Annotated in this window: 15 protein-coding genes; all 15 read left to right on the top strand. The window is 40.4% G+C overall.

What is annotated here, in order from left to right:
* The first annotated feature begins 19 nt into the window (after positions 1-19).
* The 15 genes from BM146_RS03640 to BM146_RS03570 all read left to right on the top strand — a co-directional run bounded on the left by BM146_RS03640 (position 20) and on the right by BM146_RS03570 (position 18,594).
* Entirely contained in the window at positions 20-730 is a 711-nt protein-coding gene (locus BM146_RS03640; RefSeq protein WP_074884489.1) for a zinc metallopeptidase, read from the top strand.
* A gap of 64 nt (positions 731-794) precedes the next feature.
* A complete protein-coding gene (gene rsmB / locus BM146_RS03635) occupies positions 795-2,192 on the top strand; it encodes a 16S rRNA (cytosine(967)-C(5))-methyltransferase RsmB (RefSeq protein WP_074884488.1) in 1,398 nt (465 codons plus the stop codon).
* An 18-nt stretch (positions 2,193-2,210) separates the two neighbouring features.
* Positions 2,211-3,278 carry a dual-specificity RNA methyltransferase RlmN gene (rlmN, locus tag BM146_RS03630; RefSeq protein WP_242949333.1) on the top strand — a complete coding sequence of 356 codons (1,068 nt, stop codon included), beginning with the start codon at positions 2,211-2,213 and terminating at the stop codon, positions 3,276-3,278.
* A 50-nt stretch (positions 3,279-3,328) separates the two neighbouring features.
* Positions 3,329-4,090, top strand: a complete 762-nt coding sequence (locus BM146_RS03625; protein WP_022776141.1) for a Stp1/IreP family PP2C-type Ser/Thr phosphatase — start codon at positions 3,329-3,331, stop codon at positions 4,088-4,090.
* Entirely contained in the window at positions 4,083-6,125 is a 2,043-nt protein-coding gene (gene pknB / locus BM146_RS03620; protein ID WP_074884481.1) for a Stk1 family PASTA domain-containing Ser/Thr kinase, read from the top strand. The genes BM146_RS03625 and pknB overlap by 8 nt, the downstream gene beginning before the upstream one ends.
* Before the next feature lie 7 nt (positions 6,126-6,132).
* Positions 6,133-7,053, top strand: coding sequence for a ribosome small subunit-dependent GTPase A (rsgA, locus tag BM146_RS03615; RefSeq protein ID WP_074884475.1), 921 nt, complete (start codon positions 6,133-6,135; stop codon positions 7,051-7,053).
* An 11-nt stretch (positions 7,054-7,064) separates the two neighbouring features.
* Complete coding sequence (locus tag BM146_RS03610; RefSeq protein WP_074884473.1) at positions 7,065-7,640, top strand: histidine phosphatase family protein; 576 nt, start codon at positions 7,065-7,067, stop codon at positions 7,638-7,640.
* Positions 7,640-8,839, top strand: a complete 1,200-nt coding sequence (gene nagA, locus BM146_RS03605) for an N-acetylglucosamine-6-phosphate deacetylase (protein WP_330391720.1) — start codon at positions 7,640-7,642, stop codon at positions 8,837-8,839. The genes BM146_RS03610 and nagA overlap by 1 nt, the downstream gene beginning before the upstream one ends.
* A 127-nt stretch (positions 8,840-8,966) precedes the next feature.
* Positions 8,967-10,337: a sodium-dependent transporter gene (locus BM146_RS03600; RefSeq protein WP_074884469.1), complete on the top strand. Its 1,371-nt coding sequence runs from the start codon at positions 8,967-8,969 to the stop codon at positions 10,335-10,337.
* Between the two features lie 284 nt (positions 10,338-10,621).
* Positions 10,622-12,388 (top strand): EAL domain-containing protein, encoded by a 1,767-nt coding sequence (locus tag BM146_RS03595; RefSeq protein ID WP_207649891.1) that lies wholly within the window; start codon positions 10,622-10,624, stop codon positions 12,386-12,388.
* An 86-nt stretch (positions 12,389-12,474) separates the two neighbouring features.
* Positions 12,475-13,302: a patatin-like phospholipase family protein gene (locus tag BM146_RS03590; RefSeq protein ID WP_074884463.1), complete on the top strand. Its 828-nt coding sequence runs from the start codon at positions 12,475-12,477 to the stop codon at positions 13,300-13,302.
* Positions 13,303-13,315: 13 nt separating this feature from the next.
* On the top strand, positions 13,316-14,329 hold the full coding sequence (locus BM146_RS03585) for a glycoside hydrolase family 5 protein (protein WP_074884461.1): 1,014 nt from the start codon (positions 13,316-13,318) through the stop codon (positions 14,327-14,329).
* A gap of 25 nt (positions 14,330-14,354) precedes the next feature.
* Complete coding sequence (locus tag BM146_RS03580; protein ID WP_074884456.1) at positions 14,355-16,418, top strand: FAD-dependent oxidoreductase; 2,064 nt, start codon at positions 14,355-14,357, stop codon at positions 16,416-16,418.
* Positions 16,419-16,561: 143 nt separating this feature from the next.
* Positions 16,562-17,617, top strand: a complete 1,056-nt coding sequence (locus tag BM146_RS03575) for an FIST signal transduction protein (RefSeq protein ID WP_074884453.1) — start codon at positions 16,562-16,564, stop codon at positions 17,615-17,617.
* 11 nt (positions 17,618-17,628) lie between these two features.
* The gene (locus BM146_RS03570) at positions 17,629-18,594 is read left to right on the top strand and encodes a methyl-accepting chemotaxis protein (RefSeq protein ID WP_177201578.1); all 966 of its coding nucleotides are present in this window, start codon (positions 17,629-17,631) and stop codon (positions 18,592-18,594) included.
* Positions 18,595-18,628: the final 34 nt, after the last annotated feature.

Below are 18,628 nucleotides of genomic sequence, written 5' to 3'. Positions count from 1 at the left end.
TAGAAAAGAGGCGATTTGAATGTATTACGGATATGGTTACGGTTACGGATATGGAATGGACCCAATGTACATATTAGTCATTATCATGGCTATTCTTTGCATGGTTGCCAGCTATAGAGTTAATTCGGTTTATAGAAAATACAACAGAGTCCGTAGTATGAGCGGAATGACAGGTGCGCAGGTTGCAATGGAGATACTAAGACGAAATGGTGTTAGTGACGTGACTGTTCAGCATGTTCCAGGAGATCTCACGGATCACTATGATCCAAGGACAAGGGTCGTAAATTTGTCAGATGCAACATATGGGTCCAATTCAGTAGCAGCTATTGGGGTTGCTGCTCATGAATGTGGTCATGTTATGCAGCATCAGAATGGATATCTTCCGCTCCAGATAAGGTCAGCCCTTGTTCCTGCCGCTAATATCGGTTCTAAAGCAGGAGTTCCACTTATTATTTTGGGAATGTTCCTTAGTATTTCACCGCTTATTACAATAGGAATCTGGGTATTTTCATTGGCTGTTCTTTTCCAGGTTGTAACACTTCCTGTTGAATTCGATGCATCTCACAGAGCTCTTGTTATGCTTGAAGAGTATGGAATCCTTGGTCATGAGGAAGTTTCGGATTCGAGAAAAGTGTTATCTGCAGCAGCTATGACATATGTGGCAAGTGCGGCTGCAGCAGTTGTTCAGCTTTTAAGACTTGTAATGCTGAACAACAGAAGAAGAGACTGATGCGTTTGGACGGAATCAGGTCTTTATCGATCAAATGAGGGGAGTTCCCGTTTAGGGAGAGGTTATGAGCAATATCAGAGAAATAGCTTTAAGTATACTAATGGAATATGACAGGGATGGCAAGAAAAAGCCATCCCTTTTAAAGGATGCGCTGGAAAAGTACGACTACCTGGAGACAAGGGATAAAGCCTTTATCAAAAGAGTTGTGGACGGTTGCCTTGAGAGACAGATACAGATTGATTATATTATTGATCAGTTTTCAAAGACAAAAGCTGTAAAGATGCAACCACTCATCAGAAATATCATAAGGATGGGAACCTATCAGATAATGTTTATGGACCAGGTTCCTGACAGCGCTGCCTGCAACGAGGCTGTAAAGCTTGCTTCCAAGCATAAGTTTGATGGATTAAAGGGCTTTGTTAACGGCGTATTAAGAAGCATAGCAAGGAACAAAGAAAACATAAAATACCCTGATAAGAACGACTCTCAGAGCATAGAATATCTGTCAGTATTTTATTCAATGCCACAATGGCTCTGCAGAATGTGGGTGCAGGACTACGGGTTTGAAAAGACTGAAAAAATACTTCAGTTTTTCTTAGAGACAAGACCAACAGTTCTTAGGGTTAACATGTATGAGGCAAAAGATGCAGAGTCTCAAAAGAAGATTAAAGATGAACTGGTAGAAGAAATCAAAAAGACGGGTGCACTGGTTAAGGAAAACAATCTCCTTTCTTACGCAATAGAGCTTGAAAAAACTGATAACATCAAGTTTTTACCGGGCTTTGATGAGGGCAGATTTGCCGTACAGGATGTGAGCTCAATGCTGGTGGCTGAGATTGCAGGAGTAACTGAAGGCCAGACTGTAGTGGATGTATGTGCAGCTCCCGGTGGAAAAACCACCCACGCTGCAGAAAAAGTGGGGAAAAGTGGCCGTGTTCTTTCAAGAGATATATCAGACAGAAAGTGTGAGCTGATACTTGAAAATGCCGAGAGACTTGGCCTTGATAATATCGAAGTAAAGGTTTCAGATGCCAGGATCCATGATGGAAACCTTGGTGATATGGCAGATGTTTTATATTTGGATGTTCCATGTTCAGGACTTGGAATTATCGGAAGAAAAAGCGATATAAAGCTTAATATTTCTCAGAAGGCTATGAGCGAAATAGAAGCTTTGCAGTGGGAAATCGTAAAGGCATCCTGGGATTATGTGAAAAAGGGCGGTACTATGATCTATTCAACCTGTACTGTCAACAAGGATGAAAATCAGAAGGTTGTTGAAAAGATCTGCCGCGAATTTCCTTTTGAGATGGTGGATATCTCAGGAGCTGTTTCAGATATCTTTAAGTCTGATAAAGACTCAGATATCATGAAGTCCGCTAAAAAAGGATATATTCAGCTGCTCCCCGGAGAGTATGGCACTGACGGATTCTTTATTGCAAGACTTCGAAGGAAAAGTGATTGAAGAAATAAGGTAAGTATAGTGAGTAAAGATTTAATAAAAGCACCAAATGGAAAAACAGATATCAAGTCCCTTACGCTTTCTGAACTGACAGAATGCGTAAAGGAAATGGGAGAGCCTAAGTTCAGGGCAGGGCAGCTCTATGACTGGATGCATAAAAAGCATGCTGCCGGCTATGATGATATGTCCAATATCTCAAAGTCCCTGAAAGAAAAATGCCTTGAAAACTTTGAGTACACTTCCCTTAAGGTTGTGGAAGTCCTCGAGTCCAAAGTTGATGAGACCAAGAAGTTTTTGTTCGGGCTCTCTGATGGAAACATCATTGAGAGCGTATACATGAAGTATAAGTTTGGCGTAAGCGTATGTATCTCATCTCAGGTAGGCTGCAGGATGGGCTGCAGGTTCTGCGCATCAACACTTGATGGCGTTGTGAGGAATCTTTTACCCTCAGAGATGCTGGATCAGATCTATTCAATCTCAAGATATACAGGTCAGAAGATTTCCCGCGTGGTTGTTATGGGAAGTGGCGAACCTTTGGATAACTATGACAATCTCTTAAGGTTCATAGATCTTTTGACTAATGAAGACGGACTTAACCTTGGCCAGAGAAATCTTACGGTTTCCACCTGCGGAATCGTGCCAAACATCCTTAAGCTTGCGGATAAGAATCTGTCCATAAATCTGGCCCTTTCTCTTCATGCATCCAACAACGACAAGAGAAAAGAGCTGATGCCTATTGCCAATAAATATAGTCTGGATGAAGTTCTTTCTGCCTGCAGGACTTACTTTGAAAAGACGGGAAGACAGCTTACCTTTGAGTATTCACTGGTAAGTGGTGTTAATGATACTGATGCAGATGCAAAAGAACTATCAGAACTTCTATCAGGGTTTAATTGCGTGGTCAATCTTATTCCCGTAAATCCTATAAAGGAGAGAAGTTATCAGCCTACAGACAGGACAGGAGCGCTTGCTTTTAAAAATAAACTTGAAAAAAGCCGAATAAATGTTACTATTAGAAGAGAAATGGGCAGGGATATTAATGGAGCCTGTGGACAACTTCGTAGGCGCCATTTGGAGGAGACAAATTAAGTACCTGCTTATTTTGTTTGATGAAAAAAGAATTGCTTGGGAGGCAGGATTTGCTAAAAACTTTTTCCGTTACGGATATTGGAAAGAAGCGAAAACTTAATCAGGATTATGTATTTTCTTCCGACAGGAAAATAGGAAATCTTTCTAACGTGTTTATTGTTGCTGATGGTATGGGCGGTCATAACGCCGGCGATTACGCATCAAGGTTTACAGTAGACACGATGGTTGAAGAGATAGAAAAGTCTTTTGAACAGAGCCCTGTTAAGATACTTGAAAATGCTATCAAGACGGCTAATCACAAATTGAGGGAAAAGGCAGCAGAAAATCCCAGTTTATTTGGTATGGGTACAACAGTTGTGGCGTGTACCGTCCTTGGCAGATATCTTCAGGTAGCGAATGTTGGAGATTCAAGGCTCTACGTCATCAATGACAAAATTACCCAGATTACAAGAGACCATTCACTCGTTGAGGAGATGGTCAGGATGGGAGGCATTGACAGAGAAACAGCCAGAACCCATCTTGATAAAAATATAATAACCAGGGCAATCGGTGCCACTGAAACGGTAGACATCGACTTTTTTAACGTTGAATTAAATCGTGGTGATATTGTGCTCATGTGCTCTGATGGACTTACGAATATGCTTGAAGATGAAGAAATACGAATGATAGTAAGTGGTCAGAGAGATATTATAGAGAAGGCCCAGAAACTTGTTGTGGCAGCTAATAACAATGGAGGTAAGGATAATATAGCCGTTATCCTGATTGAACCCTTTGCTGAAGAACTGACACGCGACGGAGGACTTAATGATTAAAATTGGAATGATTATCGGCGACCGATATGAGGTACTTGAAAAAATAGGTACCGGCGGAATGTCCGATGTATATAAAGCAAAAGATCATAAATTGAATCGTTTGGTTGCAGTTAAGATTCTCAAACAAGAATTTTCTGAGAATGAGAACTTTGTATCCAAGTTCCGTGTAGAAGCGCAGTCTACAGCCGGACTTATGCATCCAAATATCGTTAATGTATATGATGTTGGAGATGAGGATGGCATCAACTACATTGTCATGGAACTGGTTGATGGAATTACTCTGAAAAAATATATCGAGAAAAAGGCACGCCTTTCCGTTAAGGAAGCAGTCAGCATAGCTATTCAGGTGGCCATGGGACTTGAGGCAGCACATAATAATAATATTATTCACAGGGACATCAAACCTCAGAATATTATGATCTCCAAGGATGGTAAGGTTAAGGTTACGGATTTTGGTATTGCCAAGGCTGCAACAAGCAATACTATCACTTCCAACGTTATGGGATCTGTGCATTATACATCGCCTGAGCAGGCAAGAGGAGGATATAGCGATGCCAAGAGTGATATCTATTCACTTGGTATTACACTTTTTGAAATGCTCACAGGAAGGGTTCCGTTTAATGGAGACACTACGGTAGCCATAGCAATCAAGCATATTCAGGAGGAACTTCCAAGCCCTGCTGATTATAATGATGATATACCTATCAGTGTAGAGAAAATCGTACTTAAGTGTTGCCAGAAGAGCCCTGACAGAAGATATCAGAGCGCAGCAGAGCTTATTACTGACCTTAAAAAGTCCCTTATTACTCCGGACAAGGATTTCGTGTCTCTTGTTGATCCCGATGAGGAGGGAGCAACAAGGGTTGCTACAGCAGAAGAAAGTAAGGCAGTTAAGGGTGAGGACAGATTATCTGATACCGAGCAGATGCGTCTTAATCGCGATGTTGTAAGAGAGCATGACAACAAGGATTATGATGACTATGGCAGGGATAAAAAGAATTCCCGTAGAGATTATGATGACTTTGAAGATGACTATTACTATGAAGAGAGAAGAAAACGTTCATCATCAAGTGGCGGAGGTCAGGATAGTAGCCGAATAGAGAAGATGACAGTTGTCATGGCTATTATTTCAGCTATTCTGATTGGATTTATAGTAATAGTGCTTGTAGGAAGAAGCATAGGAGTTTTCGGTTCTGAAAGTGCAAGCGAGAGCTCTACTGAGGCATCGAGTGTTGCATCTGTTGAGGCATCTTCTTCAGAAACAGCTGAGGGTATTCAGATACCTGACGTTAACGGAAGAACTTACGCTGAGGCTAAGTCAATTCTTGATGAGAAGGGCTTTAACGTAGAAAAGGCTGAGGATACAGCCAATACAGCTGCCAAGGATACTGTAGTATCTACAAGTCCGGCAGCAGGAGAATATGCAAAATCAGGTTCCAAAGTAACAGTCACTGTTAGTAATGGAGCCAACTACAGCACAAGTGCAAGTGCAACAACTGAAGTTTCTGTTGCAAAATCAGACGGACAGGTTACTGTTCCCAACATTATTGGAATGACTTCTGAAGAGGCTGTTATTACTCTTGTTGAGGCAGGCCTTCAGGAAGGCACAATTGTAGAAACCAACAATGAAGATTCAAATCTTACAGGTCTTATCTGTGCTCAGAGCATAGCTTTTGGCACTTCTGTTTCTGCAGGAACAATTATCAATATGGAGCTTTCCATAGGACCTGCAAGTGTTACATACAGTTATAACGCTGATATTTCAGCGCCAACTGAGGGTGAGAATTACACCTATGGTATCCCGGTCAAGGTTACGCTTGTAACATCTGATGGAACAACACTTCTTAGCACAACAACATCAGATTTCCCGGTTCAGGGAACTTATAAGGGTATCACATCACCTACCGGAACTATTACTTTTGTTTATACTGCAACGACTCCGACTACTACCAATGCTGAGACTGGTGAGACTACCGGCGGAGAAAGTGTAGAATATACAGTTACAAGAGCTGTTACATTCACCCAGGAGAGTTGATCATTAGATGCGTGGAAAGATACTAAAGGGGATAGCCGGCTTTTACTACATAGAAACCAGTGATGAGAAAATCTATGAGTGTAAGGCAAAAGGCATCTTTCGCAAAGACAATATAAAACCCCTTGTTGGTGATGATGTCAATATCGACATCATTGATGAGGAAAAGAGGTTAGGCAATATAACCGAAATTCTTCCAAGAAAGAATCAGCTACTTAGACCGCCTGTTGCCAATGTGGATCAGGCGGTTATTTTGTTTGCTATAGTTAAGCCTAATCCAAGCTTTAATCTTTTGGATCGTTTCCTTATCATGATGAGGGGGCAGAATCTTCCTGTTATCATATGCTTTAACAAGCAGGATATAGCTACTAAAGAGGAACAGGAAGAACTTATAAAAGCCTATGAAAAATGTGGATATAAGGTCCTTTTCATAAGCGTAAAAGAAGAAAAAGGGTTAGATGAACTAAAGGCTCTTTTAAAGGGGAAGACTACTACTTTGGCAGGGCCAAGCGGTGTTGGAAAGTCATCTCTTTTGAATAAGCTGGTTCCTGATGCTGATATGCAGATAGGAGAGCTCAGCAGAAAGATTGAAAGAGGCAAGAATACTACCAGACATTCAGAGCTCTTTTACGTAAAAGAATTATCTGGCGACGAAGGATTTGATACATTTGTCATTGATACTCCTGGTTTTACATCCCTGGAGCTTCGCGATGTGACCAAGGAAAATCTTATGGAGTACTATCCAGAGTTTGAGGAGTATGAGCCTTTGTGTAGATTTGGAGGCTGTTCTCATATTGCAGAGCCCGACTGTGGCGTAAAAAAAGCCCTGGAAGAAGGCATGATATCTAAAGTTAGATATGAGAATTATAAGGTTTTGTATGACGAACTTAGGAACGCAAGGCCGGATTACAGCAAGAAAGCAAGGAGATAAGAAGAGTATTTATGAAAATATATGTAACAAGGCATGGTCAGACCGATTACAATGCAGAGAGCAGAATGCAGGGCAGACTTGATATTCCGCTCAATGAAAAAGGAAAAGAACAGGCAAGAGCTACCAGAGAAAAGGTTAAGGATATAAAGTTTGATGCTGTTTACAGCAGTCCTCTTATCAGAGCAGTTGAGACTGCTTCAATTGTAGGAAATGTTTCAGAAGATCAGATCATAAAGGATAAGAGAATATTAGAGGCAAGTTTTGGAAGATATGAAGGTGTAGTATATGGCAAGGTTGGACTTCCAATGACAGGCTATTGGGGGATACCTGAAATTTTCCCTGCACCTCCGGGAGTAGAGACAATTCCTGAAATGATCAAACGTACAAGCTCGTTTTTGTCTGAACTTGAAAAAATGGATTACGATAATGTTCTTGTGGTTTGTCACGGCGGAATCATCAGAGTTTTAAGAGGATACCTGCAGGATGTTAAAAGAGGTTATATCTGGAGACCTCGCCCAAAGAACTGTGAGATTTTTGTTTATGAATCAATAGGTGGAAAGCACAGACTTGTTGATGATATTAAGTGATGGGTAATGATACTTGTGCAATGTCTGTGATGGAGGAGAATGTCATGGTCATTACTAATGGATATGTTTTTAGAGATAACAGTGAATTTGAAGATTGTAATGTGTTTGTAAGTGATGGGAAGATCAGTAAAATAGCAGCGGGGGATACTACCAGTAATGAAGAGGTCTTAGATGCTTCTGACTGCTTTGTTATCCCGGGGCTTATTGATCTCCATTTTCACGGCGCTGTGGGCGAGGATGTATGCGATGGCACTATAGAAGGCTTTAAGAAAATTGCTGAGTATGAGCTGAAAAACGGCATTACTTCCATTTGCCCTGCCATGATGACACTTCCTGAGGAAGAACTTATAGATGATATAAAAACCGGTAAAGAGTTCAGGGATGGTGTTGGCAAAGACCATGGTCGCTACGCTGAGCTTCTTGGCTTTAATATGGAGGGACCATTTATCAGTCCGGTTAAAAAAGGTGCTCAGAATGAGAAATTTATAAAGAAAGCCGATGCGGCTATGGCAGAGCGCTTCATAGAAGCAGGTGATGGTCTTGTTAAGATCATAGGACTTGCACCGGAAGAATCTCCTAATTATGCGGAATATATAGAGTCAGTCAAGGACAAGGTTATAGTATCACTAGCCCACACTAATTCAGATTATGAGACTGCTATGAATGCCATAGAGCACGGAGCAAGCCATATTGTGCATCTATATAATGCCATGACGGGACTTACACACAGAGCTCCCGGAGTTGTTGGCGCTGCCTTTGACAGCAAGAAGGTCACAAGTGAGATCATCTGTGACGGGATTCACATTGCTCCTGCAGCAGTGAGAATTGCCTTTGATGAAATAGGTGCTGACAAAATGGTGCTCATTAGCGACAGCATGAGAGCAACAGGCCTTGAAGATGGTATCTATACTCTTGGGGGACTTGATGTTGAGAAAAAGGGGAGCCTGTGCACCCTTAAAGGAACAGACACTATTGCAGGTTCTGCAACAAATCTTTTTGACTGCATGATAAACTGTCACACCAAAATGAACATTCCTCTTGGAACAGCAATCGGCTCTGCCACATTTAACCCTGCCAAAGTCCTTGGAGTATCGGACAGACTTGGAAGCATTTCAGAAGGCAAGCAGGCAGATATGCTTATTCTTGACAAAAATTTCGGACTTAAGCATGTGATCAAGAATGGAATATTAGTATATTGATTGATATATGAGCAATCAGAATCTATTTTAGACAGGTATATTTGGAAACACTATAGTAGCTGGTATTATGATGCATTATATGATATGATAAAAGTCTGTGTAAAAAATAATTTAGGGGTTTAAAGCGATGAAAGAACGTGAAAGTTTAGGAAGCAGACTTGGATTTATTTTGCTATCAGCCGGATGTGCTATAGGTATTGGGAATGTCTGGAGATTTCCTTATATGGTTGGTGAAAATGGCGGTGGGATTTTTGTTTTATTCTATGTACTGTTTTTACTGATCCTTGGAGTGCCGATCATGACTATGGAGTATTCAATGGGCAGAGCTACGAGAAGAAGTATCATGCCAGCCTATAAGATGCTTGAAAAAGAGGGTAGCAAATGGCATTTAGTCGGATATATGGCTATGGCTGGTAATTACATTCTGCTTATGTTCTATTCAGTGGTTTCGGGGTGGATGCTCAGATATTTTGTGCTTATGGTGACAGGAACTTTTGATAAGGCTGATCCTGATGAGGTACAAAATATATACAAGAACATGATGGATAGTCCGTATATTATGATACTGTACATGGTCATTACTATGGTGATCACGATTGTTATTTGCTCAGTAGGACTTCAAAATGGTGTTGAGAAGATCACCAAGTTTATGATGATAGCTCTTATATGCATTATGATTGTTCTTGGAATCAATTCTCTGATACTACCATCTGCAAAAGAAGGCATAGTTTTTTACTTAAAGCCTAACGTTGCAAATGTAAAGGCAGTTGGAATAGGAAAGGTTTTGTATGCTGCGCTTAACCAGAGCTTTTTTACTCTCAGTCTTGGAATAGGCAGCATGGAGATTTTTGGAAGCTATATCGAAAAGGACAGGAGCCTTGCTGGTGAAGCCATTCTTGTAGCAGGTCTTGATACCTTTGTTGCGGTAGTGGCAGGGCTCATTACTATTCCTGCATGTTTTGCCTATGGTGTTGCACCAAACAGTGGACCAAGTCTTATTTTTCTTACACTGCCCAATGTATTTATCTCACTTCCAGCCGGAAGACTATGGGGGAGTCTGTTCTTCCTATTTATGTATTTTGCAGCGCTTTCTACTATGATAGGTGTATTTGAAAATGATGTCAGCTTTTTTATAGATATACATAATACAACCAGAAAAAAAGCTGCATTTATTGCAGGGACCATAATTACAGTAGGTTCTGTGCCATGTGCCCTTGGCTTTAATATTCTTAGTGATTTTCAGCCTCTTAAGGCAGGAAATACAGTGATGGATCTTGAGGATTTTATACTGAGTAATCTTATGCTTCCAATCGGAGCACTGATATGCTGTATTTTCTGTACGACTAAATATGGCTGGGGATTTGATAACTATCTTAATGAGGTCAACTGTGGCCAAGGACTTAAGATAAGCAGAAAGATAAGCTGGTATTTTAAGTATGTTCTTCCTGTGATCATAGCATTCTTGATAGTATATGGGCTGGTAACATATTTTAAGTAATATATAAATCCTGACTTTTTGAGAGACTAAAAAAGGAGTTTTTCGAGAAGTTAGGATTTTTTTAATAGTATTGGAATGAAAAGAGGTGTATCATGATTGTATGAATAAATATACTTAATAACGATTACGTTATTGTATAACTCTTAGGGAGAGTTCTTATGTACGATTTGAGCTATGCAATTCCAAGTTTATTGCTTTTGAGTCTTTTTGTTGGGTATTTTTTCTTGCTCCCACGAGTTCCCAACAGAATGAATCATACTTTTTTCATGCTTCTTCTCGTGGAAGTGAGTACAATTGTTCTTAATCTTATTTCCTCATGGGTAGATATGTATTACATGGACTACTCAAAGGAAATCGTTGCTATTTCTAATGCGTTATTCTTTTGCATGTTCTATCTTAGAGGCTACGTGTTCTTTTTGTTTACCTTGTCAGCTATAAAAGTAGAAGAGTATTATACAGGCGCTTTCGGCTTCCTTAAGCGAATCCCTCTTCAGCTCTGCATGTTACTTGCCATTACAAGTCCATGGACCCGATATATCTTTTGGATTGGCGATGACGGTTATCATTCTGGGCCATATTACAAGGTCCTTTATCTTGAATTTTGGATGTATATATTACTTTCTGTCCTTATTACCATAATCAACAAAAATAAGATTCAAAAAAGAGAAAAGGTAAGTCTATTGTGGTGCAATGCAATTCTTTTTATTGGCACTTTATTCAGACTGTTCCTCCCGCAGATACTTATGATGAATACTTTCTGCGTTTTAGCAGTTACTGTTCTGTATCTTTCGTTTGAGAATCCTGATCTTTACCTGGAGAGACGTTCAAAAGTATTTAACTCAAGGGCTCTTAGAGATTATATTGAAGAGGTAAACGGAAAAAGACTTTACAGGGTACTGTCACTTGTCATCCATAACTATAGGGACATAAGAGATATATATGGCGCAAGGCAGATGGATGTAGGTGTCGACATGATTGGGAACTATCTTAAAGAAACCTTTCCTAAGGTCATGGTGTTTTATTTCAGCAGCGGACGATTTGCTCTTATTGCAGGTGAGGAATTAGAACTTGAGAGTGAAAAAATCAGACATATCATTGAAGAGAGATTTGATTCCCCATGGATCTCTGATAATGCAGAGCTGTATCTCGATGTGAGTATGGTATATATAAATCCCGGAAATAAGGCGCAGTCTGCGGATGTTGTATTTAATGCCCTTACTGAGAGTCTTTCACAGCTTTCAAGGGCAGGAAGTGAGTCTTTTGTTACTCTAGGTGAAAAAGAAATCCGCGACACTGAAAAGGGAACAGTAGTAAAAAGAAATCTTGAAGTAGCAATTGATAACGATCTTGTTGAGGCATTTCTTCAGCCCATAGTAGAAGCCAAGACCCATAAGATAGTTGGGGCAGAAGCACTTGCAAGGATCAGGGATAGTGAAGGCAAGCTTATTCCGCCTGGGCTTTTTATTCCAATAGCAGAAAGAAATGGCAGCATAAACCAGCTTGGAGAACAGGTTCTTGACAGGGTATGTAAGTTTATTGCTGAGAATGACCTTGAAAAGCTGGGGCTTAACTGGATAAATGTTAATCTTTCACCTATTCAGTTTATGAGGCAGGATCTTAATCAGAGACTGACATCGATAATATCCAGGAGAGGAATAAATCCGGCATACTTACATTTAGAGGTGACGGAAGAATCCATGATAGATGATAGTCTTCTGCTAAAGCAGATAAAGTCTATACAGGAAAGCGGATTCTATTTTGTCCTTGATGATTATGGAAGTGGCTATTCTAATCTTGCCAGGCTCAGGAGATGCCCTTTTATCAATGTAAAAATAGATATGAGTCTTGTGTGGGAATATGTAAAGTGCCCGGATGAGATGCTTCCCAATATGGTCTCCACCTTCAAAAATCTTGGTTTCTCCATTACTGCGGAGGGAATAGAAAATGAGGAAATGGCTAAAATGATGGCCGATATCGGGTGCGATTATCTTCAAGGGTACTATTTTGACAAAGCCCTTACTATGGACGAATTTATCGCAAAATATTCATAGAAGTGTGATAAAATAGTTTAGAAAGCTAAAAGAGCTGTCCTTTAGTGGGACGGCTCTTATTTGGGTAAGAGACTTTGGAGAATCATATGAAGACAGCACTGGTTATGGAAGGCGGCGCTATGCGCGGGATGTTTACCTGCGGAGTTTTGGATGTCCTTATGGAGAATGGTATTTCTTTTGACGGGGCAGTAGGAGTGTCCGCCGGCGCGACGTTTGGATGCAATATCAAATCGAGGCAGATAGGAAGAGCTTTAAGGTACAACAAAAAGTACTGTAAAGACAAAAGGTATCACAGCATAAGATCTCTTTTAACAACAGGTGATATCTACAATGTACCATTTTGTTACGATGAACTTCCCTATAAACTCGATAAATGGGACATTGAGACTTTTAGTAAAAATCCGATGGAGTTTTACTGCGTTGCGACTGACATAAATACAGGAAAGCCTGTTTACCACAATTGCAAGACTGGTGGGAAAGAAGATATCATATGGATTCAGGCCTCTGCATCAATGCCGCTTGTTTCAAGGCCGGTTGAGATAGATGGAGGAGTTTACCTCGATGGCGGAATATCAGATTCAATTCCGCTTAAGTTTATTGAGAGTCTTGGATATGATAAAATTTTAGTTATTGAGACTCAGCCCAAAAATTACGTCAAGGGCAAGCAAAAGTACATGCTGCTTGTAAGATGGATGCTCAGAAAGTATCCCAACATGATAAAGGCAATGGAAGAGAGATATCTCATGTACAACGAGCAGAAAAAGTATGTGAGAGAAAAAGAAGAAAAGGGTGAGATAGAGGTTATAAGACCGCTTGCACCACTTAATATCAGTCCTGTTGAGACTGACGAAAAAGAGCTGGAAAGAGTATATCAGCTTGGAAGAGCTGAAGCTTTAAAATACTTAAATAAATAGATGGAGGTAGTGTATGAAGAGGTTTGACGGATTTATGTTTGGCGCCAATCTTGGTGGCTGGCTGTCACAGTTTGATGAAGACACAAAAGAGCATTTTGACAGCTTTATTACAGAAAAGGATATCGTAAGGATCAAGGAGGCAGGTTTTGACCATGTCCGTGTTCCTGTAGATTATGTAGTAATCGAAGATGAGCAAGGGGAGCCCATCGAGAGCGGTTACGAGTATCTTGAGAATTGTGTTGAATGGTGCAGACGCGCCGGACTTAACATGGTTCTTGACCTTCACAAGGCATATGGATATTCTTTTGATCCACTTGATAAGGGAGAGAGCAAGGAAGCTTTCTTCTATGATGAGAAGCTTCAGAAGCGTTTTTACAATACATGGGACACAATCTCAAAGAGATTTGCCAAAGATGCTGATATGATGGCTTTAGAGCTTCTTAACGAGATCGTATCACCTAAGGTTGTAAAGGAATGGAATGAGATAGCAAAACAGGCTGCTCTCACAATCAGAAAAAATACAAAGGATGCTTATATCATTGTCGGAGGTGTATGTTACAACAACGTAACAAGCGTGCCTCTCCTTGATAAGCCGATTGACGACAGGATTGTTTACAATTTCCACTGCTACGAGCCATTTATTTTTACTCATCAGAGAGCTTACTGGGTAGAGAATATGCCTAAGGACTTTGTCGTTGAGTACCCGGGCTCTCTTGAGGACTACAGGGAGAAGTCAAAAGAACTTTCACCTGACCTTGCAGATGCGATCAACAGAGGTGAAATCACTGAAATCGGACCATCATATTTTGAGAGAATCTTTGTTCCTGCTGTTGAGAAGGCAAAGGCTGAGGACGTATGTCTCTACTGTGGTGAGTATGGCGTAATTGAGCTTGCTGATGTGGAGTCTGCAAAGAGATGGTTTGCTGACATCCACAGTGTTTTTGAGAAGTATGAGATAGGCCATGCAGTTTGGAATTACAAGGAAAAAGATTTTGGAGCTACAGTAAATAAGTGCTTCTTTAAATAAATTGACTTTGGGAGATTTACAGGCTATGGATAAGAGATTAGAACCACTATTTACAAAATGGAAGATTGGAAATGTGGAGATAAAAAACCGAATCGTTCTAACTTCCATGGGTGGAACTGATTTATTTGGATGGATGGAAAAAAACCATTTCGACTCGGCTGGAGCTGACTTTATACTGGAAGTGGCTAAAAACAATGCGGGACTTGTTCTTCCCGGATGTCAGCCAATTTACAATCCAATGTTTGGTCAGTGGCTTTACAGCAATAAAAAAATGTATCAGGAACTAAAAGAATGGATGCCAAAGCTTCATGAGACAGGCGCCAAGCTTTTTGTCCAGCTTACTGCCGGCTTTGGCAGGTCTTTTACCGTAAGTACCATGATGGAGACCTTGTACAATAATAAGGCTCTCAGAGTTTTGTCAAAGCCCTTTATGGACCTTGATAAGATAACAGCCTCTGCAAGTGCTTCACCTAACAGATGGTCTGATAAGTTGCCTTCAAGGGCTCTTACAGTAGAAGAGATTAGAGAGTATGTCACAGCTTTTGGTAAGACTGCGCTTCTTTTAAAAGAAGCCGGAGTCGACGGCGTGGAAGTACATGCTGTTCATGAAGGTTACCTTCTTGATCAGTTTACTTTGCCTTACGTGAACAAAAGAACAGATGAATATGGTGGAAGTTTTGAGAACAGATACAGGTTTGCTGTGGATATCGTAAAAGAAATAAAGAAAACTTGTGGAAAAGACTTCCCGGTTTCTCTGCGTTACAGTGTTGTCTCCAAGACAAAAGGCTTTAGAGAAGGCGCACTTCCAGGTGAAGACTATGTAGAAGCAGGAAGAGATTTTGAAGAGTCTAAAAGAGCTGCAAAGTATCTTCAGGATGCCGGCTATGATATGCTAAACTGTGACAATGGTACTTATGATGCCTGGTACTGGGCTCATCCCCCAATATATATGCCTGAAAACTGTAACTTAGAGGATGTAGAGAATCTTAAAAAGTATGTGGATATCCCTGTTGTCTGTGCCGGAAGACTTGATCCAAGAGTTGCTGCAGATTCAATAAGTGAAGGAAAGCTTGATGGAGCCGGTTTTGCAAGGCCATTTCTTGCTGATCCTGAGTGGGTTACCAAACTTATGGCAGGAAAAGAAGAGGATATAAGGCCATGTATCCTTTGCCACAATGGCTGTTTTAACATGTGTCACTATAAGGGCGTTCCAAACGACCAAAAATTATCTGATTCACTCCATCTTGCACGATGTGCTGTAAATGCTGAGACTATGCAGAAGGATAAGCATCACATCAAGCCTACCAGGCACCCCAAAAAGGTTTATATCATTGGTGGCGGAATTGGAGGAATGGAAGCAGCAAGAGTACTTAAGCTCAGAGGCCATGAACCTGTTATTTTTGAAAAGACGGACAGGCTTGGCGGAACATTTATTGCTGCAAGCGCCGAGTCTTATAAGGGAAAGCTCAGAGATCTTTTGGCGTGGTATCTTCGAAAAATGGATGAGCTTGGAATAGAAGTTCATTTGAATGAAGAAATAACTGATCTTAAACAGTTTGGTAAAAGTGATATCCTGATTGCAACAGGCTCTAAGGCCAGGGTACTCAGGAGCGTACCGGGGCATGAAAAGATGATCGAAGCTTGTGAGTTCCTGACAGGTACAGAAGTTGGCAAGAAGGTTGCTGTAATAGGCGGAGGACTTACAGGATGTGAGATCGCTTACGAACTTGCACTTCAAGGCAAGAATGTTGTGATTGTTGAAATGAAGGACGATCTTATTTCACAGCCCGGAGTGTGTCTTGCAAATAGCTCATACCTTAGAGAATGGTTTGCTCTTCACAAGGTTCCGGTTTATCTTGAAACTTCCCTTAAAGAAGTCAGGGATGGCAATATCCTTGTAAAGAACAAAGAAGGTAAAGAATTTGAAATAGAGTGTGATAGTGTTATCAGCTCTGCAGGTTATATTCCTAATCCACTAATAAAGGATAGCGATAGGACCAGCAATATTGATTTTATTGGTGACTGTAAACAGATAGGTAATCTTCGAAGCGTAATTTGGAGAGCTTATGAAGTTGCCATGAGAATATGATATGACCCCCTATGGAAACATAGGGGGTTTATTAAATTTTAATATAATTTTAATCGAAATACAGTATTCAAGTGAACGTTTTTTTTCATATTGATGGTACAATATTTATGATGCCTTTTAAATACTTTCAAAGGAGATGTTCTATGAAGACCTTTTATGGAAAAAACGCTCAAGGTAGCGTATCAGAAGCGGTACATGGGCTTGTTTCGCCTAAGCTTATTATCATGATGAGTAATGCTGATAAGTTTGAAGCAAATGTTGAGACACTTGAGAAACTTTATCCGGGGGTGCCAAGCATTGGCTGTATTGCCATGGGATATGATACAACTGTTGTGGAAAATGGCGTTTCGATCACAGCCTTTACAGATGGAGTTACAGTCTGTACAGGTGCTCTTGAAAATGTTTCTAAGGCGCCTGCAAGGTATATCAAGAGAATTACCGAGGATGTTGAATCGGTAAGACCCGGAAAAGACAACACAGCAATCATCGATTTCTGTGCTGCCAATGATGCTGCAGTTCTTACGACTCTTTCAGCTCTTGTAACAAAGTATAACCTCCAGATTATGGGAGCTACAGGAGATGCCGGAAAGGTATCAGTCAATGGTGTTATCTATGAAGATGGCATGGCTTATGCAGTAATTAAGAATAATGGCGGTAAGGTAAAAACATACAAGGAGAATATTTATGCTCCAAGAGATAATACTCAGCTTATTGCTTCAAAAACAGATAAGAGCAAATATTATCTTGGAGAGTTAAACGGACGCCCTGCAAAACAGGTATATATAGAGCTTACAGGAGCTCGTGAAAACGATGTAGTCAACCAGACCTTTAAAAATCCATTCGGAAAAATGGTCGGTGATGACGTTTGTATCGTTTCATTAAAGGACGTATCAGGAAATGGTCTTATTCTGTACAGACAGATCAACGACTCGGATATCCTCACAATTCTTGAGATGCGTGATCCTTCTGAAGTTGCTCAGGCAACCATAAATAAGATCAAGAATGATTTCAATCATGTATCAGCAATCTTTTCAGTAAACTGTATATTCAGATATCTTGTATTTGAGGAGAGAGGAGGCCTTTCTACATACCTTAACAAGATAGGAACCCTTGGAACCTCATGTGGACTTGTAGGATTTGGCGAACATTATAACACGCAGTTTGTTAATCAGACCATGACATGTGTGGTATTCGAATAAGGGAGATAAATATGTTTGAAATGTTTGGTAAAAAGAAAAATGAGACAGTAACCGAGAATGTAAATAAAAATGCTGAAGAGAAAAAAGCATTGGAAGAAAAGATGGATTCTTTGATCTACATCGCAAATTCCATTAAAGGCTTCCAAAAAGATCTTGTTCAGAATGAAGTGAATTCTCTTACTGAGATTCATGACATGGGCGAGGCTGTTGATGATGTAATTGACAGCAACACCAAATTAAGAGACAGGATGGAGAACTTCAACGAGAAGTTTGCTGAGGTTAATCAGAGCGCTTCTAAGTTTGAAGATGTTAAGCAGAACATCTTAAACAGTGTTCAGAACGCACAGGATAAGGTTGGAGAGCTTAAGGACAATTCAAATGAAGTAAGAGCAAGCTTTGATGAGATGGCTCAGGGCTTTGAAAACTTCAAGGAATCAGTTAATCAGATCTCTGATTACATGAAAAAGATCATCAGCATTGCATCCCAGACAAATCTTCTTGCCCTGAATGCTTCAATTGAGGCTGCAAGAGCAGGTGCTGCAGGAAAAGGATTTGCTGTAGTTGCTACAGAAGTAAGAGAGCTTGCAGATGAGATCAAGGTAATGATCGATCAGGTAAATGCTTCTATTGACAATGCAAATACTGAGAGTGAGAAATTATCTGTTCTTATGGAAAATTCCATTGCAGCAATGGATAAGTCACTTCAGGGTGTAGAAGAAACAAAGGAGACTTTCGATGAGATCATCGAAAGCACAGACGGAGCCAATGCTGTACAGCAGGAAATCGCAGATACTACTGATGTAGCTGCAGATGAGCTTCACCTCATTGGATCTAATATCGATGATATCAACAGAAAGTACGATGCTCTCGTAAACCAGCTTGAAAGAGTCAATCAGCTTGGAACAACAAAGAGCAGCGTATTCGAGCACATCGATAACCTTGTTTCCCAGATCGAACCAATTGTGAAGTCCAAATAAAAAAATTTGTATAGTTAAATGATTAAACAGAAAG

It is taken from the genome of Butyrivibrio proteoclasticus (assembly GCF_900115735.1).
GTDB classification, from domain to species: domain Bacteria; phylum Bacillota; class Clostridia; order Lachnospirales; family Lachnospiraceae; genus Butyrivibrio; species Butyrivibrio proteoclasticus_B.
The sequence above is the reverse complement of the archived record's forward strand: the minus strand, read 5'-3'. Positions and strand labels throughout refer to the sequence as shown.

Excerpts from the sequence above, each read along its gene's own strand:
- BM146_RS03590 (WP_074884463.1), top strand. The coding sequence starts at position 12,475 with ATGAAGACAGCACTGGTTATGGAAGGCGGCGCTATGCGCGGGATGTTT.
- BM146_RS03570 (WP_177201578.1), top strand. The coding sequence starts at position 17,629 with ATGTTTGAAATGTTTGGTAAAAAGAAAAATGAGACAGTAACCGAGAAT.
- BM146_RS03585 (WP_074884461.1), top strand. The coding sequence starts at position 13,316 with ATGAAGAGGTTTGACGGATTTATGTTTGGCGCCAATCTTGGTGGCTGG.
- rsmB (WP_074884488.1), top strand. The coding sequence starts at position 795 with ATGAGCAATATCAGAGAAATAGCTTTAAGTATACTAATGGAATATGAC.
- BM146_RS03580 (WP_074884456.1), top strand. The coding sequence starts at position 14,355 with ATGGATAAGAGATTAGAACCACTATTTACAAAATGGAAGATTGGAAAT.
- nagA (WP_330391720.1), top strand. The coding sequence starts at position 7,640 with ATGGGTAATGATACTTGTGCAATGTCTGTGATGGAGGAGAATGTCATG.
- pknB (WP_074884481.1), top strand. The coding sequence starts at position 4,083 with ATGATTAAAATTGGAATGATTATCGGCGACCGATATGAGGTACTTGAA.
- BM146_RS03610 (WP_074884473.1), top strand. The coding sequence starts at position 7,065 with ATGAAAATATATGTAACAAGGCATGGTCAGACCGATTACAATGCAGAG.
- BM146_RS03575 (WP_074884453.1), top strand. The coding sequence starts at position 16,562 with ATGAAGACCTTTTATGGAAAAAACGCTCAAGGTAGCGTATCAGAAGCG.
- rsgA (WP_074884475.1), top strand. The coding sequence starts at position 6,133 with ATGCGTGGAAAGATACTAAAGGGGATAGCCGGCTTTTACTACATAGAA.
- BM146_RS03640 (WP_074884489.1), top strand. The coding sequence starts at position 20 with ATGTATTACGGATATGGTTACGGTTACGGATATGGAATGGACCCAATG.
- BM146_RS03600 (WP_074884469.1), top strand. The coding sequence starts at position 8,967 with ATGAAAGAACGTGAAAGTTTAGGAAGCAGACTTGGATTTATTTTGCTA.